This is a genomic window from Burkholderia cepacia GG4 (assembly GCF_000292915.1).
Lineage (GTDB): Bacteria > Pseudomonadota > Gammaproteobacteria > Burkholderiales > Burkholderiaceae > Burkholderia > Burkholderia cepacia_D.
Genome location: NC_018513.1, coordinates 2,262,767 through 2,286,770 on the forward strand (window position 1 = coordinate 2,262,767; position 24,004 = coordinate 2,286,770).

The following is a 24,004-nucleotide window of genomic DNA, read 5'->3' on the forward strand; positions in this document are numbered from 1 at the left end:
CTCACTTCTCCTGCGTCGGCTTGAGCTCGGGCGCGTTCATGTCGTCCACCCACTGCAGCTCGGCGGTACCGTTCTTGCGGAAGTACACGCGCAGATAGCGCGACGTCGGCGATTGAGGCTGCGGAATCGTCACGTCGATCGTCTTGCGCTCGGGCTGAATGCCGCGCTGGATGTCGTCGAGCGGCTGCGCGAATTCCCAGAACAGCTTCACCTTCTGCCCGGGCGTCACCTTGCAGCCGCACGCGAATCCGCCGCCGCCGCCGAATGCCTCGCCGTCTTCCCGCGCCGACGGATTGCCGAAGCATCCCGCCTTGTGCTCGTTGTCGAGCCAGAACTCGTGAAGCTTGCGGCCGTACTCGTTGTATCCGGTGACGCACACGTTATGCGGCTCCGCCGATACGTCGACGCCGTGCTTGCTGCATGCGGCCAGAACACCCAGCCCGACCAGCGCCACTACGTGCATCCCTGCTCTGAATTTCATCGATACCCTCGCAAACTTGCGTCGTTGTTGCCTTCACCCTGCAACGGCGGATCAAACCGGTTGCGTGCGTCGTCGCCGCGGACGAACCCGTTCATCGCGATCGCGACGAACGCGCCGACGACGGGAATCGCATGGACGAGCGTCCACCATCCTGACTTGCCGATGTCGTGCCAGCGCCTGACCGACACCGCCACGAGCATCCAGATCATCGCGATCGCGAATGCCCATCCGGCGATATCGACCACCGTTTCCATGCGCCGCGCGGCAGGTAGATCCGCAAGCGCGTCGAACCCGGAACCCGCGACCAGCAACGGCACGGTCACGCTCCACCATTGCATGCGCCCGGCCCGGCCGCGTAATGAAAACAGTGCAGCCACGCTCATCGCTGCGCCTCCTGTTCCGTCGCCGCATCCGCTGCATCCTCCTGCTCGATCAGACGGTCGAGCAACGCCTCGCACAACGCATCGTGATCGCTCCGATGCGCGGCGATGCAATCGGCGACGATCGCCGCGTCGAGCCGCACGTGGCCGACCATCGCCAGCGTCGCGCCGATCCGGTAAGCGAGCCGGTCGTCGTGCAGCCCCTGTGCGTCCAGCAGGCCGAACAGGTTGCGCATGCTCGCGTAGGTTTCGAACGGATCGGCGTCGACGGCAATCCGGCCATTGCGCCGCAATTCGGCGATCACCGCGTCCGGCCGGCTGTCGCGGCACAGTGCGTCGAGCTCGCGCGCGTCCACGCGCGCATAGAAGATCCGTTCGTGCCGGCGCGGATGCTGCGCGGTGCCGACGGTTCCGTCACGGCGCACCCAGGTCCACGACACGCACGGCGACAGCAACGCCTGATAGCGCGACGCCGACAGCGCACCCGCCAGCGTCTGGAACACCGCCGCGTCGTAGAACCGCAGCAGGCCGTCGCGATCGTCGGGCAGCGTCACGCGCGTCCTGACGCCGAGCTTCGCCGCGAGTTCGTCGAGCGGATAGACGCTGACCAGCGACAGAAACGCGAACGGCCGCCGCGCGAGGTGCCGCTCGAGCAGCGCCGCGACATGCGGCGCGTGATAGTCGCACAACAGCGCGCAGACTTCGGGGTTGCTCGCCTCGGGCTGGCCGTGCAGCACGTTGTGAACCTGCCCCTGCGCGATCAATTCGTGCCACGGCGCCGCATTGATCGGCAGTTGCGACGCATCGGTCAGCAGATAGCGACGCGTATCCGGAAACGCAGCATGCTCGCCGGCACCCATCGTTTCCCATGTCTGAATCAGCCCAGTCATCGCCGTCACCCGCGCGTGGCGATCGCTTCGTGGCGATGCGCGAGATCCCGCATGCATTCGACGCACGCGGGCTTGTTCATCGACGGCAACTGCACGTTCGCGGAACGCGGGCCGGTCAGCGTGTGCTGGGCCGCATGGAAGGTCGCCTTGCCCGGTGCGCCGATCACGATGTCGTTGCCTTCCATCTTCAGGAATGCGTTGGCGGCCGTCAGCAGCAGCCGCTTCGGCGACTGCAGCACGACGCTCGCCTGCGCGCTCGACACCGTCACCGTGCGCTGCGCATTGGCGTCGAGCGTCCCGGCGTTCTGCGCCTGCACGGTGACGGCGCCCGTCGCCGCGTGCAGCGCGATGCCGGCGGCCGGCACCGGGCGACTGCCGCCCGCCGTGCCGTGTGTGTACAGCGCGATGCCTTCCTTCGCGACGATGCTCGACTTGCCCTGGACCGTGACCTGCACGTCGCGTCCGGCACTCAGCACGGTTTGCGTACCCGAGGTCCAGACGTGGCTCTGCGCCGTCAGCGCGGCGACGCCGGCCGCACCGTGCGCGACGAGATGCGGATGCTTCCACGCAACCGCACCGCCGCCGCCGGCACCGCCCGCGCCGCTGCCTTCGCGCGTCGCGCCGATCGACGCCTGGCTCTGCTGCAACCCGTCGATGGCGGCGAGCGGCGGCGTCGCGCCGCCGGCGGCTGCCGTACCGGGCTGCGCCGCGCTCGCGCCCGGCTCCGCGCCCTGCTTGCGCGCGAAATCCGCGAGCCCCTGCAGCATCTCGCGTTGCTGCGCGAGCACCTGGCTCGCGGCGCTCGCGTCCATCTGGTTCACGCCGGGCGCCGTGCTGATCAGCAAACCGGCGCCAGCGCGCAGCGCACCGGCCGCCTGCGTCGACAGTTCGGCGCCGTAGCCGCGATCGGCCAGACGCCGGTTGTCCTGCACCTGCTTGATGTGCCCGAGCGTCAGGCCGCTGTCGTGATCGGTCGTGGCCAGGCGCGCACTCGCCTGGCCGGCCGTGTCGTCGAGCATGAATTGACGCGAGCCGGCCGCACCGGTCTGACTCGCGCTCATGTCCTGCGTCTTGAAACCGGTCAGCACGGCCGCATGGTCATTGCCGGCAAACCACGCCGCCGCGTTGGCCGTGCTGCTGCTCGGACCGCCCGCCAGCGCATTGTGCTGCGCATCCGTGTTGCCCTGCCCGTTATAGAGCGCGGCGACCGCGACCGGCCGGTCCGGCTGGCCTTCGAGCCATTCGGTCCAGACTTCCTGGCCGACGCGCGGCACGCTCACGCCGCCCCAGTTGTCGCCGCCCACCGGCGTCACCATGCGCGTCCAGGTGCCGGCGCCGCGATCGGCCGGCGCATTCGCGGTGCGCGGATGGTCCTCGCGACTCGCCGAATTCTGTCCGCGCTGCGCGTGATGCTGGATCCGGATCCGGTGATCGCGCTCGGTATGGAGCGGGTCGCCCGCGCCGACCACGATCGTCGTCTGCGGGCCGGGCATCACCGCGACCGGATGCACGCGCGCACCGTGTCCGTCCGGCGCCAGCGGCCGATAGGCCTGGTCGAACGGCAACGCGGCGAAGCGGTTCCGGTACACCTCGTCGCCGTCCATGAGCGCGCCGCCGTCGTGCGTCGTCGCGTCGAACGCCGCATGCAGCGCCTGCGCGCTGCCGTACCCGCCGGGCGTGGCATCGAGCAGCGGCGGAATTCCGCCGAGCCGTTGCGCGATCGCGCCGTGCACGTCGGCGCCCACGTTCGCCCGCGCGTCGTGCTCGACGCGCAGGCACACGAACGCGTGCGATGCGTCGAGCGACGGATGATTCGACATCGCGAAGCGCAGCCCCGGGCGCAGATCGCGACGCGTGCCGCTGCCTTCGGCCTGCAACGCCGCCACGCGCTGTGCATCGAGTTGCTGCTGCGCGCGCTGGTCGCCGATCGCGGCGGTCTGGAACGCGTACGGGCCGGCGACATCGCGATCCTCGCCCGGCACCGCCGCGCCGGTCGCGCGCACGCCGGCCGGACGCGTCGACAGGCTGCGATGATCCCAGCTCGCGCGCGCGACGCTGCCGATGCGCCAACGGCGTGCGTTCAGGAACTGCCGGATACCGCCGCGCGGATCGCCGTCGCTCGTCTGATGGAAGCCGACGCGTTCGGGTTCAGCGGGCGCGAACCGCTCGTTCGTGTCGCTGAGGACGAGCGTGTGCTTGCCGAGGCTCGCCGAGTGCGCGTCGCCTTCATGTTCGAACCAGTAGAAGATGCCTTCTTCGGCCCACAGTCGTTCGAGAAACGCGAAGTCCGCTTCGCCGGCCTGCGCGGTCAGGCTGCGTTTCGCGTATTTGGCGGGGTCGGCGAGCGCCCAGCGCCACGCCGGCACGATCGCGCCACGCGCGTAGTGCGCGAAGATCTGCTCGCTGATGTCGACGACGCTCGCGTTCACGAAGTTGTAGCTGTCGACGCGTTGTTGCAGCAGCGCGAGCCACGGTTCGACCACGAGCCGCACGCGCGCGAGCCCGCCGTTGTAGCCGACGAGTTCGGCGGCGGTCACGTGGCCGTGGAACGGGCGCCTTGCGTCCTGCCCGTCCGCGGCCTGCCATTCGACGAGGATCGGCGCACCGATCAGCTTGTCGAGCGGCACGTCGGGACGCTCGGTCAGCGCGGTGACCTGGAACCGGAAGCCGCCGCGATCGAGCGACTCCCATCCGTGCAGGCTCTCGGCGACGAGCTTGTCCGCGCCGAGCGGCGTGGTCAGCCACAAAAACCGGTCGTGCTGCGACCGGCCGCCGAAAAATGCCTGGATGAGATCAGATTGGGTCGACATGATGGGTTCGTTCGGGGTTCGCGGGGGGCGGTGTCTCTAAATCAAGGCACTCATTCGGGAGGCTCGGCGTTCGCACTACTGCTCGGTCAGTTCGACAGCGGGCAGCCTATCCATACGCGTAAACACCTTTCCGGTCATTTCGTCGGGCGACTGTATGTTGAGGTTGGCCATGCCGCCAATCCGGTACGTGCCCTCATGGATCTGCCGAGCAGAGGAAGCCGGATCGAACGTCACCTCCGTGTAGGGGACGACGAATTCGACCTTCACTGGCTGCCCCGGTTTGACGGAAATCGTCGACGCATAGGAACGGGAGGCGGCACTCAGATACTTGGCAACCAGCCTGACCTTGAACTTGACACCGGAGTCGCCGAGCGCGCTGATCTGGAGGTATTGCGCGTTCAGGCGTACAAGCTCCGGCGACCACTTCTCGGGGCCGTCGATGACGACTTCCTGTGCCCCGTCATTCTTGAACACGACATCAACCACCAGATTTCGCGACGCGGAATGCACGGTGAACTCCGGATGCAGATTGATTTCCGGCGTGCCGTGCTCGAGCAAAGCCTGCGCAAGGTCGTAGAAAAACGCCAGCTTGCGGCTGATCTCGTCGCTGGATCGATACTGAAGAGCACCCTGGTAACGCGTTCCATTCTGATCGAATGAATATCTCAGGACCGATCCGATATTCAGGCCCGGGACCGACTCGATTTCGTGATTCGCCAGAATCCGCTTGACCTGATCAATCTCCGGCCGGTATCCATCGTTCAGTTCTCCCGTGTATTTTCCGATCCCCGTGTACTTCGCCGGCGGCATGAGGTCCAGATCCCGTCCACGCGAATAATAGGCAACACGATTGCCGTTGAACTGGAAACTCATTCGAGGCGAAGGCTTGATCTGCCCCGGGCTGTTTTCGATCACGAAGTAGTCCCTGCCTTCTCCTGCCAAAGCGGCTGCCGTCACGCCGAACAGAAGTCCCGCCGCCAGGAAACGCGGTACACGTTGCGCCATTCCGCCCGTCCGGATTCCCGCTCGACGCGCAGGTTTTCCCTTTCTGATCGTCGGCTTCGCGCCGTGCCGATCATCGTCGCAGCGGTTCGGCTCCATGCCGCGACGTAACGGCACCGCGCACGGTGAGGGGTCAATCTGCATCACGTCACTCCCGCGTCAAAACGACTGACGGAACCGGATCCGTCCACGTGAAGAACCTGCCGGACATCTCGTCGGGTTTGTCGAAATTGCCCTGCATGCGACCGACAAAATCGTACGTGCCGGTTTCCATTCGCTGAATCGACGAATCGCTGTCGAACGACAACGCGCCATAGGGAACCGCGAACCCGACGCGGGTCACTTCGCCCGGCTTGACGACGATTTCGCCGGCGTAGCGACGCGACACATCGGTCAGATACTTGGTGTCGAGGCGGACCTTGAAGTCGGCACCCGCGCTGTTGCTGCCCCGGATTTCGACATACTGCCGGCTCGGAATCGCAAGGTCGTCCGTCCACGTTTCCGGACCATCGATGAGCACCTCCTCCCGGCCCTCGTTCTTGAACACGAGTTCGACCAGCAAGCGATTCGAGTCGGAGCGAATCGAGAACGCAGGATGAATATTGATCTCCGGTTTTCCGTGGCTCAGCAGTTCCTTCGCGAGCGAATACAACGCAACGACCTTGTCCTTTACAGGCTTTTCCGCCTGATAGTTGAAGGCGCCTTCGTAGTGGTGCCCGTCCGTGTCGAACGAATAGGAGAGAACGGGGCCCGCATTGATTGCGTCCCGGATTGCAGCATCGCGCTTGCTCAGCACGTGCTTGATATCCGCCAGTTGCCGGGCATAGGCGTCGCTCGATTCGACCGTGAATTTTCCGATGCCCAGATAGCGCCCCTGGGAACTGTGATCGAGATCTCTTCCGCGCGAATAGTAGGAAAGCGTCCCGGCTTCATCCGCGATCACCATGGTCGGCGCGGGATTGGTCTGCCCGGCCCCGCTGCGGATCTCGAAGTAGCCGCGCTCATTGTGCGCAGACGCCATGTCCGTCACGCCAAGCGTCAATGTCATCACCATCAGGATCCGTGCAAGGCGCATCACTTCAGGATCCCTTCCCCGTCAATTTCACGTCGTCCAGCCGGTTCATCGGCGTAAAGATCCGTCCGTCCATTTCCTGCGGACGAAGAATGTCGATGTTCACCTTGCCGACGAAGACGTAGTTGCCGGCCTCGACGCTCCGCATCGGCGAATCGGCGCCGTAGGTCAGATCTGTGTACGGCACGAGAAATTCCATCTTCTCGGGCCGGCCCGACTTGACGATAATTTCGCGCCGGTAACGACGAGATGTGTCGCTTAGATATTTGCTGACAAGCCTGACGCGGAATCGAACGTTGTCGCTGCCGCCACCGATCTGCACATATTGCAGATCGGGACGCGCAAGATCCGGCGACCAGTGATCCGGGCCGTCGACCGTCACGTCGTGCTTGCCGTCGTTCGCGAGCGTCACATCGACAACAAGATGTTCTGCCGTGGATCGCACCGAAAATTCCGGATGAAGATTGATCTCGGGCGTGCCATGCGCCAGCAGATCGTGGGCAAGGTCATAAAGCACCGAAAGGTTGTCGTTGAATTGATCGTCGAACTGATAGTTGTACGTGCCCTCGTAATGGTGGCCGTCCTTGTCAAACGAATAGACGAGCACGGACCCCTTATTGATTGCACGGATCTGGGGGATTGTCCTGCTGCTCAACGTCGCCTTCACCATATCGACATGCTGGCGATAGGTTCCCGTGAGATCCGCCGTATATTTCCCGATTCCGACGTAACTCGATTGCGGCATCGGGTCGATCTCCCGGCCACGTGAAAAATACGACACCGTTTGGCCGTCTGCCGTGAAGACCATCGATGGCGATGGATTGAACTGTCCCTGTCCGCTACGAATCTCGAAATAATCCGGGCGATCTTGTGCAAGCGCCATTTCCACCACTCCGAAAGAAATCATCGACACCATAAAAACAAGGAAAGAACGCATCATTTCAGCACTTCCCAGTCAATTCCGGTTTTTTTGTTGAACCAATCACGGAAACCATACATGTAGTACTTCGGAATTTCCGGTTTTTCCGTGAGCATTCCGCCGCCCATCAAGTTCGTCTCGGTCGTGCGCTGCCAGTTGTCGTCAAGTTGCGCCATTTTCACGTCGACCAGATTTCGTGAATTGATGTACTTTCCGAACACGGCGCCGCCGTCAAGAAAGTACTCATCTGGCCAGCCGAACAGATGCCCGGTCTCATGCACGAGTGCATGCTGGGTCGACACCGGGACATACCGCTTCTGTTGGTCGTCCCACTCGACTTGCACTTCCCCCCAATTCGCCGAGTTCGCCCGCGTTACCAACGGATAGAGATTGACCTCCGCATGGCATCGTCCGATTTGAACCAGTTCGACTTCCAGTTTCAGCTTGACCTTGCACGTGCATGCACGACCAAGCGGGCATGCCTTTGGCTGCATCGAATAGTTCCCTTTATTCAACCCGTCCTCGATGCGTTTCTTGAAGCCCAATATGGGACCCAGCCCACCCGGCCGGTCCACGATCCTCATCACTCTGTCTTTACGGATTCCATCGCTATTGAACGGCACCGAGAACGGCTTGCCGGTCGATGGATCCATGTAGACGCTCCCGTTGTTGATCCAGTACTGGTCCTTCAAGTTGACCTTGATATAGACGGTCGCCGTCACGGTCGCCGTCGCGGGTGCGTATCCGATATCGTACGAATCCTTCGTGCCGGAAAATTTCAGCCAGATTCGTTTCTTGTCCTTGAGCACCGGCGTGCCGTCCGCTCCCGTCTGGAAATAGTCGACGCATCCTGCATCGACCGTATGGAGCTCTTGCTGGATGGCAGGGACGTGAAGATTGCACGGCCCGCTTTGCGCAGCCGGGCCTTTCTTCGGCATGCCTTCCAGTTCGCTGGAAACCGGCGGCGGAGTCGAATGACCGAGCGACGGGCCGGGCGCCGCATTCTGTCCCGATGATGCGGGTACCGGTGCAGGCATGGATCGACTCGACTCATCTGCAAATGCCTGCGGGACAAGCGGCAAGGTTCCTGCTCCCGAGACCGGTATGCCCGCCACCAACGCCGTCGCGCCCGACGCTGCCCCGCCCCATAGCGCCGCACCCGCCGCACTCCCCCCCGACGCCACCGCCCCACGCCCCGCCGGACTCGCCGCCAGCGCCTGCACGAGAAAATCACACGGATCCCCCTGCGGCAACACTGGCAGCGCCGGCAGCTTCACGCTCGCCGCCAGCGGCCCCGGGAACGGATGCCCGCCTGCCTTCACCGTGAACTGCCCCGGCGTCTCGACGATGATGTCGCCGCCCTTCAGCGTGATCCGGTTCGGCCCCTGCTGCAGCACGATCGCATCCTGCGCGAGCACATCGACGCGTTCGTCGGTCGACGTCACGCGCACGGTCTGGTCCGCGAGAATCTCCATCGTCGACGCATGCGCCTCAACGCTCACCGGCCCTTCGCCCGCGATCGCCTTGAGCCCGCCTGCCACGCTGTAGACGCTCATCGCGTCGCCAGTCGCCGCCGCCACGGTCGCCCCTGCGCCCACATGCGCATCGCCTTGCGACGTCAGATGAACATGCTGCGCCGCATACGACACCGCGCTATCCGGCGTCGTCACCACGATGTTCTCCGGCGACTCCATCAGCACCGCAGGCGTCGCGAAGCGCTCGACGGGATCGCCGCCGTCGCGTTGCGTCCCGTTCGGCTTGGTCGCGCTCTGGCCGCTCACGCTCCCCGCATACTTGCCGTCCTGCGCGGGATCGATCGCCTTCAGGAAATCCGACTGCGCCGCATTCGCGGTCAGGCCGACCGCCTGCGCGCCGGTGGCCGCCTTGTCGAGTTCCTGCGCGGTGTTCGCCGCGTCCTTCAACTGCTCCACGCGCTCGGCGACATCCAGCTGCGTCGACGCACCGAGCGTTCGCGCGGTACTCGACATCAGCACGCCGGCCCCGGCCCGCACGACGCCCCATCCCTGCGTCGCCAGTTCGAAGCCTTCGCCGCGATAAGCGCCGCGCATCGTGCCCTGCTGGTCGATCAGATAGCCCTGCGCGAGGCGCGTGCCGGCAGTCGAATTGTTCAGCTCGTGACGCAACTGGCCAGCGGCGTCGTCCATTACCCAGCGGCTGCCCGGTTGCCCGTCGAGCGTCTGCGTCTGCAGGCCCGTCAGCGATCCTGAATGGTTCGCGTCGCTGCCTTCGCCCGCGGAGAACGGTGGGCGCACCCGGCCGCCGTACACCTGGCCGAGCACGACCGGCGAATCGATGTTGCCCGACTCGAAGCCGACCACCACTTCCGTCCCCACGCGCGGCGTGAACGCATGACCGAAATTCGGGCCGGCGGCCTGTTCGGCGACACGCACCACGATGCCCGAGCGATGATCGCCCGGCGCATGGCCGGCCGGATTGGACCGGCTCGCCGTATCGGTCAGCCCGCCCGGCAACGGCGCAACGCCGCGCATCCACGGAAACTGGATGCGCACCTGGTGATCGCGCGTGCTGCTGACGCGCCCGCCCGGCTCGCCGACGACGATCGCGGTCTGCACGCCATGCACGGTCGGCCGGTCGCGGAACGGCGGCACGATAGGCGTGCCTTCCGGCACCGCGACGAAGCGATTGCGATACAGGCCCTTGTCGAGCTCGCCGCGCCCGAACAGTTGCCCGATCTGCGCGCCGAGGTTGTTCACGGCCTCGTGCTCGATCGACAGCGGCACGAACCGGACGGTGCGGCCCAGATAATCGTTCAGCGTATGGACCTTGCCGATCTCGAGCGTGCGCGACGACCCGCCGCCATGGTGAATCCGCTTCGCGAGCTGCAGCGCGTCGAGCCTCTGCTCGGCGTAACGCTGCGCGTCGCCGCTCGTGTCGAAGCGGCCGGCGCGCTGGCCGTCGAAGATCTCCCGCACCGGCAGCACCGGCGCGTCGGTGTCGGCCGGCTGCTGCGCCTGGCCGGCCAACGCATGGAGTTCACTGGCTTTCCAGCTGGTCGCGACCACGCGATCCGGCACGAGCTGACGCCGGTCGGAGAATTGCGTCATCACGCCGTCCGGATCGCCGACATCCTGCGCATTGAACGCGATGACACTGCCGTCGGGCAGCCGCGCATGGCGATCGAACACGACGACGGTATGGTCGCCCGACGGCGCCTTCCCCGCCTCCTGCCCGTGCTCGATGCGAAACGACAACCCGGCCTCCGACAACTGGCGCAGCACGAAATCCAGATCGGTCTCGCGATACTGGCCGCGCAAGCGAAACGATCGCAGCGGCTCGACGAGTTCATAGCGCCGGTGCGCTTCGGGATAGTCGCCGAACACGCGCTCGCAGATGCCCTCGGCATCGAGGTCGACGAAATACAGGCAATTGCGGCGCAGCTGCAGCAGCGCGAGCCACGATTCCATCGTGAGCCGGTAGCGCGTGAACTCGCCGTCGCTCTCCGCATAAGCGGCATGCGTGACGTAACCGTTCCAGCAACGCTCGCCCGCCGCCGTCGCGAGACGCAGCCGCGCGGCGCTGCCGATCAGCGGCGCGAGATCGAGAAACGGCTCGCTCGACAGCACATCGATCTCGAACCGGAACGATTCGCTGACCCCTTCACGACCGTGAAAACGCTCGACCACGAATGCGCCCGGCATCGCGGTATCGATCTGGATATGACGGGTCGCTTGCCCGTAACCCGTTAATGCTGCAACAAGATCCATGTCGTTTCTCGGCAATCGTGCGCGCCTGCGGTTCGCGCCGGCTGGTTCGTATCGAATCGGTTCATCGGAACAGCTTGCTCATGTCGACGTTGCGCTGCATCTGCTGGCGCATCGCCTCCATGTCTTCCTGCACGGTCGGCACGTGCGGCGCATCCCAGCGCACGCCGTTCACGTAGACGGTGCGCCAGCGCAGGTAGCCCCAGACGAACGAGAACTCGCGCCCCGCATCCTGCAGCGCGAGACCGCCGGTGACTTTCGGGTCGGTCAGGACGGCGCTGTCGGTCGGCGCGGTTGCATCCCGTGCCGCGCGGGCATTCTGCGCGGCCCGCTGCGCGGCGTCGTAGCGTTTCAGGATGTCGGCCTGTTGTGCGGTCAGCGGCGAACGCGGTTCGGGCTCCGGCGCAATGTTGGCGGCCGGCCCGAGGCCGAGCGCGCCCGCCCCCATCATCTGCATGATCTGTGACGGTCCAGGCACGCCGAGTTGCTGACGCTTCTTCCACTCGGCATGCTGGCGCTCGAACTCGGCCTGGCGGGTTTGCAGCGCTTTGATCTGGTTGTGGTTCCACACGTCGTCGTCGTCGCCAAGCGGCTTGAACCACGCGCGCGAGTCATGCATGAAGTTGTCGTACAGCGCACTGATCGGCGCTTCCGGCGGCCCCATGTTCCAGTCGCCCCGCACCTCGAGCCACTGCTGCCATTTCTCGTCGAGCTGCAGCTGGAAGAAATCCTCGGCGCGCTTGGCACTTGCGCGCACCACCGGGCCGACGAACGGAATCGCGGACTGCAGGCCCGCGGCGATCGGCAGGACGGCCGGCGAAATGACGGCCGCCGCCTTCGGGTTCTGCGTGATCTTCCGGCTGACCGCGTTGCCCGCGTATCGGCTCACGGTCGGGCCGCCTTCTTTCTCGCATTCGAGCAGGTCGCGCCATTCGAGCCGCAGCTCCTCGTTCGCGCTGTCGAGATCGACCGCATCCTGCGGATAGGCGGCCTTGGCGGCGAGAAACGACGGTTGCGTACGCAAGTTGTCGAGCCGCATCTTGCGCCAGCGCAGGTAAAGCCCATAGTGCGCGCGCATCAGGCCCGGTGTGCCGTGCTCCTTTGCATAGTAGTAGTCCGCGCTCGTGCTCACGTACGCCGAAAACGCCCGCTTGAGTCCAGGAGAAATCGCGAACGCCGCCGCCGCTTCGGCCGCGACACCGGGCCCCTTGATATCGAGCGGAACGCCGGCCTTGCGCGCTTCGCGATACATGTCGAGCAGCGGCACCTGCGACAGCTTGTCCGCATCGCCGGTGCCTCGCCCCTGCTCGCCCGGCCCGTAACCGCCGCCGACGTCCGAATGCACGCCCGGATAGACGATCTCCTCGCGCCCGTCCAGCGACGCATCGATCAGGTCGAGCGGGAACGATCCGCGCGGCTCGTGGGCGGCGACCATGTGGACGCAACGGCGCACGTAGTACGGTACCCCCATCAGTTCCTTGCGCCCCCAGCCGCCATGCCCGTCGAACAGCGTCGCGGCGGTGCCCTGCGCGATGCCGACCGACGCGACCGTATCGAAGATGCCGAGAAAGTCGTACGACACGGGTACGCCGCACAGGCTGAAATCGGGGTCCAGCGCATCGGCCAGCCAGTTCGAGAACGTGCGGGCCTCGGCCGCACCGCGCGAGAAACCGAACACGTACAGGCGGATGCGCTGCAGCTTCGGCTTGCCCTTGACCAGCAGATCGCCCACGCGCTCCTTCAGTTGCGCGCAGCGGGCCCGCAGCGCGGTGCGCCGCTTCTCGTCCCACGCACGCATCGTCGCGGTCCAGTTCGCGGTATCGACCTCGCCCTTGAGCTGCGCCCAGAGCGTGTCGCGGTCCCAGGTCAGCTCGATGCCGTTCTGCTCGGCCGCCATCAGCTTGAGCGCGCCGACGCTCGAACTGCCGCGCGCGTTGATGTCGCCGAGGCTGCCCGGCTTCGGCGGCGTGCCGCCGAGATCGATGCCCTTGAAATTCAGGTCGACGCTGACGGCCTTCGCGAGCGCCTTGTCGCTCTTGCCGAGCGCCGCGGACAGCGAATTGCCGAACGCGAGCGCATGCACGACGTTGTGCAGCTGCAGCAGTGCCCAGTTGATGCGGCCCTCGCCGGCCCATCCCGCCGCGGCACCCGCCGCGGCCTGCAGGCCGACGCCCTGGTCGCCGATCTCGTCGACGAACGGTGTACCGACGCCCGCCACGTAAATCGCGCTGTGATACTTGTCGCGCGGAAACACGTCGAACAGACGCGCGACGTTGCTGTGCTTGCCGCCCGAGCGATCGCGATCGGCGTTGTTGCGCGTGCCGTCGAAGAAGATGCCGACATGCAGCGTCTTGCAGCAGCTCATCCCGTCGTCGTCGTGGAGCCGGCGCATGATCGCGTCCTGCTCCGCCTTGGTCACGACCCCGACGTCCTGCCGGTCCGCGCTCGCGAATCGGAAGCTCATCGCGCGATCCTCTTGTCTGGATTCGGGCACTGCGGATCGCTGTTGCGCAACGTGAAGTTGCCCGGACAGGCTTCATCGGGCGCCTGGAGGTTCTCTGGAAAGCCGCGGTAGCCGGGCATCCACTGCGATGCGTAGACCTTGATCCGGTCGTGCGGAAAGAACAGGACCCACAGGAACCCGTCCGAGAATGCGTCGTAGCGCTCGACCGGCACGACGCGGCTCGCGAGCGCCTTCGGATCCTTCTTGAACAGGTTGTCGTCGCGCCACTGCAGGTTGACGGTCAGCCCCGGATGCCATTGCTTCGGCAACGCGACGCAGCAGATGATCGCGCCACCGCCGCTGCCGATGCGTGCCGGAACCGCGCCGCCCCAGGTGCCGTCGACATGGAACGTGCCGATCGGAACATCGGTATAGTTGAGGGCATTCAGCTTGAGGCCCATCGTTTCGGGCGCGGCCGACGCGCTCGAGGCACTCGAAGCCGACGCCGACACATCCGTCGCGCGCGAGCACCCGGCCGTCCCCAGCAAGATGGTCACGAACATCAGCAGCCGAGCGGCAAACGTCGTGGAACCGGCATTCAGATTCATCTCTTGATCCTCTTGTCCGACGCCGTGCGGCGCCGATCGCTATCAACTGCGTGATGTACCCGTCGCATGCGTGGCCGGCGTGACCGGTGCCGTCGTCCGCATCCGCGCGAAACCGCACCGCCCTACGCGGACGACGCTGCCGGCGCCTGCTCCGTCACGAGATACCCGGCCGCCTCGAGCGCATCGAGCGCGGCCCGCGGTGCCGCCGCGGGCGATCCGTCGTGCCGCGCCCACGCCGCGCTCACGCATGCATGGGCCTGCGACGGCGTCGCCACCAGCCGGCCGAAGCTCTCCGGGCGCTGGCGCACATGAAAAATCAGCGTGTCGATCTTCGCAGCCTGCCGCAATCGCTCGACCTGATTCTCGTCGAGCACGTACGGCTCGCCGCTGCGCCCGGCGTCCTCGCCATCGCCGGCGACCTCGCCCGCGTCGTCGAGCGCGAGCGCGACGAGGGCCCCGGTGCGGTCGAACGCGTGCCACGCGTCGATGCCGTCCGTGAAACGGCGACGCTGCGCAGGTGTGAGCGTCGCGAGCCACGCTGGCAGGCAGCGCGTGTCGGCCAGACGCACGAGAAACGTTTCGCCGTCGGCGGCCGCGCTCGCTTCCAGCTGTCCGCGCAGATGCGCGGCGAGCGCGGCCGTGTCGCGCGCGCCGTGCAACAGGCTCAGCATCGGTCGCCCGGACGTCTCGCGCAGGATGATCTCGAGCATCGCGATGCGTGCGGCCGCATCGGCAGGCAACGGCACGACGCAGGGCGAAATCGACATCAGGTCATCACCGTCATACACGCCTTCGTAAAGGACGACGACGGCATCGTTGCGGTCGGCCGCGGGCAGCCGTTCACGCAACTCCGGCGCGAAACCCATGTCGAGCAGCACGTGCCAGCGGCCGCCGGCCGGCGCGCGTTCGAACAGCGCACGCAGGCGGTCCGGCGTGTCGTCGGGATAGCGGTCGATCCAGTCGGTCGTATCGATCGTCATGTTCAGATCGCCTTGCCCGCCAGCGCGCTGCCCGACTGCATCGCGTGCAGCAGGCATTCGACGCAGACCTTCTCGGGAAACTGCGGCAACGGCGGATTCATCTGATCGGGGCCCACGAACGCGTGCTGTGCGGCATACACGACGAATTTGCCCGGGCAACCGAACGTGACGTCGCCGCCTTCGATCGTCACGTGCGCGCCGCCGCTCACCGCGAGATGCACGGTCTTCTTCGCGGCGATCTCGACATCAGCGCTCGCGGACGCGATCTTCAGGTCGTCGCGCGCGCGCAAGCCGAGCACGTCGCGCTGCGCCTGCAGCGTCAGACCGTCCTTGCCAGCGATCACGCTCATGCCGACGCCGCTGGCGTGACTCGCGCCGGCCAGCCAGCCGATGCCCTGCCCGCTGTGAACGCGCAGCTGCTGCGCGGCGGCGAGATTGAAGTCGGCGCCGCTGCCGAGCGACAGCGTTTCGCCGGCCGCCCATTGCAGCGCCTGCCCGGCAATCAGCCCGTGCCCGCCCTGTGCCTCGATGCCGAGCACGGCGTCGCCCGTATGCGGCAACGCGTTGCCCGTCGAGCGCTGCGCGGCGTCGGCCGACGCCTGCGCGTAGCCGTTCGCGCCGACCGTCGTCGCGAAGCTCTGCGCGAGCGCGTCGAGCGGCGCGGCACTGCCGTTCAGCGACGACTGGCCGGCCTGCTCCACGCCGCGCTGCGCGGCGAACGGCAGCGTCCGGTGTGTGTCGGTGGTCTTGTCGAACCGGCCGACCAGCGCGACGTGTCGCGCCAGCAGCGCCTGCAGCGCCGACGCATCGCCCGCAGGCTGGGCCGCGCCCGCGGGCGCATAGCTCGACACCAGCAGGCCGCGCGTCGCACGCATCGCGCCGTAAGCGTCCGAACGCAATTCGACGCCCTGGCCGCGAAAACTGCCGAGATAGTTGTCGGACTGGTGACGCAGGTGGCCCAGGTTCAGCTGCGTCGCCGCGTGCGTCGTCGCCATCTGCAAGCGCCCCATGCCGTCGGTATCGTCCGCGACGAGCTGGTTGTGGCCTTGCCCGTCGAAGCCCTGGCTCTTGAAGCCCGACAGCGCGCCGGCGTGATTGTGGTGCTCCGCGCCGCCGCCGGCGCCGTGCCACGCGGGGCTGTGCCCGCTCGCGAGATTGCCCTGCGCGCTCGGCGCATGATCGCTCGCCTGCGTGTAGACCGTCGCGTCGAGCGGCTGCCCGGCCGCGCCGCCCGGCGAAGGCGACTCGCCGCCTTCGCCGCGGCCGTTGAACAGGCCGCCGAGCACGATCGGCCGGTGGACCAGCCCGTGGTGAAACTGCACGAGCACCTCATGGCCGATGCGCGGTACCTGCTGGAGCCCGTGGCCATCACTCGCGAGGCGTTGAATCGCGCGCGTCGGATAGGTGCCCGCATCGTCTTGTGCCTGCCAATGGAAACGCACGCGCAAGCGCCCCTGCGCATCCGCGTGCACCGGCCCGGTCGCGCCGGGCTGCGCGTCGCCGGTCGGGCCGACCACGATCGCCGTCTGCGCACCCAGTGCCGTCGGAACCGGATTGAGTCGTTGCCCGGTTCCGTCGGCCAGCGTCGGCCGCCAGACCTGCGTGCGCGGCACGGCATCGAACCGGTTCGCGTAGCCGCCCACCTTCGCCTGGCCGAGCACGCGCGGATCGAGCGCCGCGGCCGGCAACGGTCCGAGCTGCCGCTCGATCGCTGCCATGACGGTCGCGGGAAGATTGTTGATCCCGACATGCTCGACGCGCGTCACCAGGAAATCCTCGGGCGCCGCGGCACCGCGCACCGCCTGCCACCCGGAATCGACGAGTTTCAGCGCGCGCCCGGCCCGCGCGGTGCGCAGCGTGCCGTAGCCGGTCCAGAAACTCGCGCGCGACACGATCGCATCGACCTGCCGCCGTGCCGTGTCTTCCGCTTCGCGCAGGGTGTCGAATGCCTCCGGCCCGACGTCGTCGTAGAGCTCGCGCGCGCCGTTCGGCCGACCGAGGTTCGCGCTCGCGGTCGTCGCCTGGTTCGCGCGGTAATCGCTGCTGATCAGCGTGACGCGATCGGCCGTCAGCGACAGCGACTGGCCGATCCCGAGGATCACGTCGTCGGTGTCGGTCGCCGTCCCGCTCGAGCGGCGCGGCACCCCGCCGCGCCGCGCCGACGTGTCGTCCTCGGCCAGTTGCGCGCTGTCGTCGAACACCAGCATCGTATGCCCGGCAGGCGCGTCCTCGTCCTCGACGAAACAGAAGCCGAGGCCTGCATCGGCCAGCAGGTGCTGCACGAATTCGTAGTGCGTATGGGTGCGGTACTGCACGCGGTACGCACCGGGGCCCAGCGCCTCGAGACGCCGGCTCGCGTCCGGCGTGAGGCGCCAGCGCGCGATCGTTGCGTAGGGCGCGAACACCGTGTCGAGCACGTCGGCGAGCGTCTGGTTCACGAAGGTCCGCTCGTCGCGCGCATGCGTGAGTGCCGCGAGCCACGGCACGATCTGAAGATGGTAGCGAGCGAGGCCCGCGTCGTAACCGACGCACTCGGCCTCGGCGACGAGTCCGCTGCGCACGGTCGTCGTTCCGTTCGCCAGCGTGGTGCGAATCGCGGCGCGCTGCCCCAGCAGCGCGTCGAGATCCAGGGCGGGATCCGTCGACAGCGCATCGACGTTCCACTGAAACAGATCGGAGAGCGATTCGCGACCGGTCCAGCGCTCGATTTGAAATGCAGCAAGCGCACCGGCTCCGTCCAGCGAATACAGGCGATTGAATGCGCCGAACAGAGACGCAAATTCCGTGATGACGCTCATGCGATTCCCGCTCTCTCAGGATTTGACGTTTTTAAATGCATATTGCTGCGACGAACACGGGACGATGCATGATCGTCGGCATCGCGATCGCCATGCCGAACCGGCAGGAAACACGCGACTCCCCGGTCACGCCCCGGCGCGCGGAGCGGCCCCACGCATCGAGCGAGACTCACGCGAACCGGACCGGATGATACGACCCCTATTTGAAGCTTACTATTTTAAATTACGTCGTCACGCTCCGCCATAGGCAAACAGTCCTAGATTTAAAAATACGAGACCTTGACGCACGGGCTTCACACACGATAATGACTGCCTTTGGATCGACGGATATGCGAATATTCAATCGAAACAGGAAATTATTTCCGTAAGGTAATAAATACCTGATTCCGTCGATATTGATTCGAAAAATGCTGCCGATAAAATCCGCCACCGCGCCGCACCCGACCTCGACGCCCGGACGCATTGACGGCAATCCAGCAAGGAGGCCCATCCGGATGACGAAACCCTTCATCGTGCTTGGCGACAAGCACAGCCACGGCGGCACCGTGACCAGCGCGTCCACCGTGTCGTCGGTCGACGGTCGCGGCATCGCGCGCCGCAACGACACGGTGACGTGTCCGACACACGGGCCCAACTACATCGTCGACGGCGACGACACGATGATCGTGCAGGGCGAAGGCGTCGCGCGCGACGGCTACAAGACCGCCTGCGGCGCCGTGCTGATCGCGAGCCGCTCGGCGGGAAGCGACGGCACCTGACACACAGCCGGCCAGTCACAGAGGACACAGAGGAAGCGACGGGAATGATCACGGGGTTGCGCAAGACGGCGTTCGTCGCCGTACTGTTCGTTGCGGTGTGGGCGGCCGTGCTCGTCTGGTGGAAGACGACCCATCACACGCCGACCGCACGGGAGCTGCTGCTGTGCGGGCTCGTGCTGCCGGCGGCGCTCGCCGTTTGCGTGGCCTGGATGCGCCGCGGGCTCGGCCAAGGTCCGGCACGCGCCGCCGCGGCACCGGCGGCGGTCGCGTCCCCGGACGCAGCGGCCGCGCAAGACACCGCGTCGCGCACGTGGTCGGCCCTGCTGCTCGACAGCAGCGTCAGACTGCCGACGGGCGCGACGACCGCCGACATCGATGCGGCGGCACGGGAAGAACGTCCGGTCGCGCTGCATCCCGACCTGCAGCGCCCGGACGGAACCGGCGTATTCGCGAGCACCGTCGAATCGGTTTCCGTGGACCGGTTCGATGAAAGCCTGCTCGCGCCGGGCGCGCGCGAAACGCTCGAGGACGAGCACTGGCGCGGGCTGCTGCTGGCCGCCGATGCGCTCGACGAATTGCGCGAGCGTCATGCCGTGTTGTCCGGCGCGGGCCCCGACGCGCCGCCGCTGCGGCTCCATCTGCTGATACCGGAACGCTGGCAACCGGTCGCGGCCACCCTCGCCGCCTGGCTCGATGCGCACACGGCGCGCGAAGCCGTCGCGCCGGGCATCGTGCGCGCGCAACTGCGCACGGTCGCCGATCCCGTCCAGGCGTGGGCCGTCGTCGACGAGCTGATCCAGGCGTTGCACCTGCAACCGTCCGGCGATCTGCACGTGGTACTCGCCTTCGACTCCCTCGCCAGCCAGGACGCCATCGACGCGCTGGCCAGCACGGGCCGGCTCTACGGCCGCGATCGCCCGAACGGCCTGACGCCCGGCGAAGGCGCGTGCGCGCTGCTGCTCGGCCACCCCGACGCACCGCAGGCGACGCCCGTCCCTGCCGTGCATCGCCTCGTGTCCGCGCGCCGCCCGACGTCGGCGGACCACGGCAAGGCCGAAGCGGCGACGCTCGAGCAGTTGCTCGCCGAGACGGCGACACGGTTGTCGATGCTGCACCCGGACCTGTCGGCGCCCGGACTCGTTACCGACGCCGATCAACGCAGCAGCCGGCGCACCGAAGTCGTGACCGTCATCGAACAGAGATGGGGGGATGAAGCCGCCGAGCGCAGCCGACACCTCGGGCTCGCCAACGGCGCGAGCGGCGCGGCCCTCGCGCTGACCGCACTCGCCGTCGCCGCCGAGCGTGCGACGGAAGACCGGCAAGCGGTGTTCGCGGCATCGGTCAGCGATCCGCTCGCGCGTGGCGTGATGCTCGTGACACCCGCGATGACAGTCGAGGCCGCTGCGCCCGCGCGGCAATCCGGGACGATCGCCGCGTGACCGGACGCACTGGCGCGCCCGTCGCACCCTACTGCACATGCCGCCGGCTACAACAGCATCGAGGTTCCTGAACGCCGCGGGCAGCGGCACAGCTCGGCGCCGGTTCGGCCGGACACCAGCACCAGCTGCGTGAACGCAGTCGGCGCCGCATAGTCGCCGAGCCAGCGGTCCAGCACCTGCGCGAACGCGTGGAGCCCCGTTCCCGCGAAACCGTCCTCGTCCACGACGACACGAATTTCCAGCCCGCGCACCACGCTCGCGAACGGCTTGCTCGACACCCAGGCGGTCACGGCCTGGTGCGTGACGTCGACGACACTGTCGATCTGCCGGACGGTTGCGGTCGAACGGACCACATCGTGCAGCGCAAGCGCGTCGCGTACGGCTGCGGCGCCGCCCGACAGCTGCATCGGGTTGCCGGACATCATCGACACGAGCCGCCACATCGCACCGCGCGCGCCGCCAAACCGCCGCGACTGCGTGGGCCGATGCAGCAGGCCGATCCGCCGCGCGAGCGTCCCGCCTTCGAGCATCAACTCGCCGTCCGGCGTGCCCGGCGCCAGTTCCGTCGGCAGGTCGCGATTGCTGCAGGTCAGCGTCAGCGCAACGGCGGACGGCGCCGGCACCGGGCGCAGCGAGCTGTCGACGAAACCCAGCGTCATCTCGCGGCCGGGCTCGCGCTTCGCTGCGAGTGCGTCCCGATGGGTGCGCCAGTACAGTCCCGCGTGCGACGCGTGAGCACCGTGATACAGCGTATGGAGCGGACGATAGCCGAGCGAGCGCTCGCCCTGCGGCGTGGTTTCAATCTGCGTCACGGTGTCGACCGAATGAATCTCGCACGCGAACGCGTGCTGGTCGTCGACCACGAGCGGGTACATTTCCGCGTCCTGCGACGCGGCGTCCGCGTGGCGCCCGAGCTTGCCGGCCGCATCGAACAGGTTGACGACGGGCGTACAGCCGAGCAGCACGTGCTCGGTGCCCAGCGGATCCAGTGCACGCGCGAACGCGGAATCCGCGCCCACGCCCTTCAGCAGCAGATGCAGCGTGAACTGCCGGCCGCCGATGCGTCCCGCCTGGCGCAAGTCGCAATCGAAGAAGCCGAACTTCTCCGGAAACGCGAAGTATTCGGTCAGCAGTGAATGCGCGGGATGACCGACGGCCGGCGGTGCAATCAGGTTCTCGTCATGCGCGAAACCGATCGCCGAAAACGGCACGCGGTCGAGCGCCACCCAGCGGCCGCTGTCACCCGGTTCGACGAACGCCTGCAGCGCGCGAATCGACAGCGCATCGCGCAACGCGGCAGCGAGCAGCGGTTCGCCCTGCGCATACAGGCGCGCGGCATCGAGCTTCAGGTCAGCGACCGACGCATGCGGCGACTGGATCTCGAACGTCAGCGAAATCCGGGCGCTCGCGTCCGGCAGCAGCCTGAGCGAACGCGGCGCCTGAGCAACCGCGTGAAAGCGCGCGGCAATCAATCGCAACGGCGACAACGTCACGTCGTAGGCCGTCCGGAAGAAGATTTTCGCGCCCTTCACGGGCCGGCTGTACAACTCGGTGCCGCGTGGCATCACGATCGATGCCGACATTTGCGCGGCCCGGCTCGCGTCCATCTCGAAGCGGGCGATCGAGCACGACGGGAACGGTTGCAGGAAGTGCGGATACAGCGCATCGGCGAGCGCGGTCGTGAATTCCGGGTAGTCGTCGTCGATGCGGTGCGACGCGCGCGCGCCGAGCAGCGCGAACGACTCGAACAGGCGCTCGACGTGCGGGTCGTCGCTGCTGGCGTCGGCCCCGCTCGTGAGCTGCATGCGGGTCGCGATCTTCGGATAACGTTGCGCGAATGCCTTCGCCCGGTGACGCAGAAGGTTCAGCTCACGCTCATAGAATGAAAGCAGGTCGTCCATCGGCGGATGTCGAAAACGCGTCGCGCGCCGACTCGCGGCCGGCCCTGGCACAGTGGGCCGCCCGGCGTGCCGGGAACGCGCATGGCGCGTTCGTGCGGCAGGTCGGCATGCGCTCGAGGCGCCCCACTCTACCGGAATGCCTGCGCGCAGTCCACGCTTCGTCCGAAGCGCGCACCCACGCGTGACGACGCAGCTCTGCCGGTGCGGCCGAGCGGTCGGCCTCGGATGACCGATACCGGCGGCACCCGCTCACGCAGCCGTGGCATCGGCTGCGGCAGGTCGACCGCCGGCACGATCCGTCACCCGCGCCGCACCCAGATCACCTTGCCGTCGCGCATGCCGAGATCGCGGCGCTCCTCCCGGTAATCCATCGTGCCCGGCAACGACTTGCCGTCGCGTTCGAGCACGCGCCAAAGGCAGCCGTCGAGCAGCGCGGCCGCATCGGCCTCGGTCTTGCCGACCAGCGCGTCGTCCGGCGCGGCGTCCGCTTTGCACGCGTGCGCTGCGCCCGGCGCCGCGGCGTCCGTCACCGCGCCGCCGGCGGTGGCGTTGGGGTGCTTCGTGTTCATGTCCGCACATCCCGCAAAGGTTGCGCTCGCAACGAATGCAATGATCATCGCGATCGTGTTCTTCATCGATTTCTCCGTGTCGCGCCCGGCGCGACCGCTGCGGCATGCTTGCACGCACCGGGCATTGCATGGGTGATCAGTTCCGCGCACCGCCCGCCGCGTCCTGACGGATGCCGGCCAAGCGAATGGCAGCCTTGCGCGCCGCGGCCGAGCCGCTTGGCACACCGCAGTCACAGGCACGGCCTGACGCCGAAGCCGAAGCCGAAGCCGAAGCCGAAGCCGAAGCCGAAGCCGAAGCCGTGTGCATGTTACCGCACCGGGTCCGCGGCAACGCATCGCATCCGGCCAGCGCACGCGGGCCCGCGTCTGCCACCATCGACAACCGGTTCAGAACTTGTACGTGACGCCGGCGATCCCGTAGTAGTTGCTGCGCGACTGGACGATCGGGCTGTCACCGGAGCGCCCGAGCAGCCGCGTCACGCCGCCGGTCGCGAGCACCGACCAGTGTCGCGACAGGGTCCAGTTCCACGCAACCGACATCGTCGCGCTGTCGATCCCGCCACTCGTCGAATACGGTCGGAACCGGCTCGTCATCGACTGCGCATCGGTCACGCCGTAGAACGTCTGCATATAGCGTCCGGTGCCTGCATGCACGCTGCCCGTCACGATGATCTCGTGCTGCGCGGTCTTGAACACGGGCACCGCCAGATCGACATGCCCCGACACGCCACGCGACGTGTGCGTCACCGGCGTGTCGACCGTGACGCTCAATTCGGCCGCGTCGAACAGCGTCACCCCGGCCCGCACGCCGACGAGCACCGAGCCCGGAATCCGGCCCATCCCCTTCAGGTAGTCCGAACCCGGCAGGTCGAAGCGGTTCTCGTCCGCGCGGCCCGGGTCGTAGTTCACCGCTGCCGACACGAACACGCCGTGCGGCAAGTCCAGCCGGTAGCCGGCGCCCTGGGTGCTGTCGATGAAGAAGCCGTTGCCGAACTTCGCGGAAAGCCCCGGCGCGACGACGCCCCGATACTGGTCGCTCCCCGGGTAGCGTGGCGCGAACCCGCCGCCGAGCGAGATCGCGTACTGGTTTTCCGCGTGGGCGGCAGCGGCAAGGGTCAGGCCGGCAAGCGGCATGCAATAGCGGTAGCGGCGAAGGGTTGGGCGCACAATATTGAGATAAGAGTGACGGAGCCCGAAGTCTAGGTGTGGCC

The 24,004-nt window shown here is 67.0% G+C and carries 18 protein-coding genes; 3 read left to right on the top strand and 15 right to left on the bottom strand.

The features are described from left to right. Position 1: 1 nt before the first annotated feature. From GEM_RS10320 to GEM_RS10375, 12 genes are all read right to left on the bottom strand, one after another. Positions 2 to 481, bottom strand: coding sequence for a DUF3304 domain-containing protein (locus GEM_RS10320; protein WP_014897347.1), 480 nt, complete (start codon positions 479 to 481; stop codon positions 2 to 4). After that, positions 478 to 864, bottom strand: a complete 387-nt coding sequence (locus GEM_RS10325; protein WP_014897348.1) for a DUF805 domain-containing protein — start codon at positions 862 to 864, stop codon at positions 478 to 480. Before GEM_RS10325 ends, GEM_RS10320 begins: the two co-directional genes overlap by 4 nt. Then, a complete protein-coding gene (locus GEM_RS10330) occupies positions 861 to 1,751 on the bottom strand; it encodes a DUF4123 domain-containing protein (RefSeq protein WP_014897349.1) in 891 nt (296 codons plus the stop codon). Before GEM_RS10330 ends, GEM_RS10325 begins: the two co-directional genes overlap by 4 nt. Before the next feature lie 5 nt (positions 1,752 to 1,756). Further along, the gene (locus GEM_RS10335) at positions 1,757 to 4,561 is read right to left on the bottom strand and encodes a type VI secretion system Vgr family protein (RefSeq protein WP_014897350.1); all 2,805 of its coding nucleotides are present in this window, start codon (positions 4,559 to 4,561) and stop codon (positions 1,757 to 1,759) included. A 75-nt stretch (positions 4,562 to 4,636) separates the two neighbouring features. Then, positions 4,637 to 5,707 (bottom strand): hypothetical protein, encoded by a 1,071-nt coding sequence (locus GEM_RS10340; protein WP_014897351.1) that lies wholly within the window; start codon positions 5,705 to 5,707, stop codon positions 4,637 to 4,639. Between the two features lie 4 nt (positions 5,708 to 5,711). Further along, positions 5,712 to 6,641, bottom strand: coding sequence for a hypothetical protein (locus tag GEM_RS10345; RefSeq protein WP_051137973.1), 930 nt, complete (start codon positions 6,639 to 6,641; stop codon positions 5,712 to 5,714). 1 nt (position 6,642) lies between these two features. Beyond that, a complete protein-coding gene (locus tag GEM_RS10350; protein WP_041490513.1) occupies positions 6,643 to 7,575 on the bottom strand; it encodes a hypothetical protein in 933 nt (310 codons plus the stop codon). Next, positions 7,572 to 11,300: a type VI secretion system Vgr family protein gene (locus tag GEM_RS10355; protein WP_014897354.1), complete on the bottom strand. Its 3,729-nt coding sequence runs from the start codon at positions 11,298 to 11,300 to the stop codon at positions 7,572 to 7,574. Before GEM_RS10355 ends, GEM_RS10350 begins: the two co-directional genes overlap by 4 nt. Before the next feature lie 61 nt (positions 11,301 to 11,361). After that, positions 11,362 to 13,761: a T6SS phospholipase effector Tle1-like catalytic domain-containing protein gene (locus tag GEM_RS10360; RefSeq protein ID WP_014897355.1), complete on the bottom strand. Its 2,400-nt coding sequence runs from the start codon at positions 13,759 to 13,761 to the stop codon at positions 11,362 to 11,364. Further along, positions 13,758 to 14,348 (bottom strand): DUF3304 domain-containing protein, encoded by a 591-nt coding sequence (locus GEM_RS10365; protein ID WP_014897356.1) that lies wholly within the window; start codon positions 14,346 to 14,348, stop codon positions 13,758 to 13,760. Before GEM_RS10365 ends, GEM_RS10360 begins: the two co-directional genes overlap by 4 nt. A 122-nt stretch (positions 14,349 to 14,470) precedes the next feature. Continuing rightward, a complete protein-coding gene (locus GEM_RS10370) occupies positions 14,471 to 15,328 on the bottom strand; it encodes a DUF4123 domain-containing protein (RefSeq protein ID WP_014897357.1) in 858 nt (285 codons plus the stop codon). Between the two features lie 2 nt (positions 15,329 to 15,330). After that, positions 15,331 to 18,126, bottom strand: a complete 2,796-nt coding sequence (locus GEM_RS10375; protein WP_014897358.1) for a type VI secretion system Vgr family protein — start codon at positions 18,124 to 18,126, stop codon at positions 15,331 to 15,333. Between the two features lie 494 nt (positions 18,127 to 18,620). Between GEM_RS10375 and GEM_RS10380 the strand changes: the two genes are divergently transcribed. Together GEM_RS10380 and GEM_RS10385 are read left to right on the top strand one after the other, a co-directional pair. Then, entirely contained in the window at positions 18,621 to 18,884 is a 264-nt protein-coding gene (locus GEM_RS10380; RefSeq protein ID WP_014897360.1) for a PAAR domain-containing protein, read from the top strand. Positions 18,885 to 18,928: 44 nt separating this feature from the next. Next, positions 18,929 to 20,323, top strand: coding sequence for a hypothetical protein (locus GEM_RS10385; protein WP_014897361.1), 1,395 nt, complete (start codon positions 18,929 to 18,931; stop codon positions 20,321 to 20,323). Positions 20,324 to 20,370: 47 nt separating this feature from the next. Here GEM_RS10385 and tssF read toward each other — a convergent pair whose 3' ends face one another. Together tssF and GEM_RS10395 are read right to left on the bottom strand one after the other, a co-directional pair. Then, positions 20,371 to 22,224: a type VI secretion system baseplate subunit TssF gene (gene tssF / locus GEM_RS10390; RefSeq protein ID WP_014897362.1), complete on the bottom strand. Its 1,854-nt coding sequence runs from the start codon at positions 22,222 to 22,224 to the stop codon at positions 20,371 to 20,373. A 299-nt stretch (positions 22,225 to 22,523) separates the two neighbouring features. Then, on the bottom strand, positions 22,524 to 22,859 hold the full coding sequence (locus GEM_RS10395; RefSeq protein ID WP_014897363.1) for a hypothetical protein: 336 nt from the start codon (positions 22,857 to 22,859) through the stop codon (positions 22,524 to 22,526). Between the two features lie 119 nt (positions 22,860 to 22,978). On the opposite strand from GEM_RS10395, the gene GEM_RS31805 reads away from it, so the two are divergent. After that, complete coding sequence (locus GEM_RS31805) at positions 22,979 to 23,197, top strand: hypothetical protein (protein ID WP_187293229.1); 219 nt, start codon at positions 22,979 to 22,981, stop codon at positions 23,195 to 23,197. Here the strand turns inward: GEM_RS31805 and GEM_RS10400 are convergent. Continuing rightward, positions 23,181 to 23,927 carry a MipA/OmpV family protein gene (locus tag GEM_RS10400; RefSeq protein ID WP_014897364.1) on the bottom strand — a complete coding sequence of 249 codons (747 nt, stop codon included), beginning with the start codon at positions 23,925 to 23,927 and terminating at the stop codon, positions 23,181 to 23,183. The genes GEM_RS31805 and GEM_RS10400 overlap by 17 nt on opposite strands. Between the last annotated feature and the right edge of the window lie 77 nt (positions 23,928 to 24,004).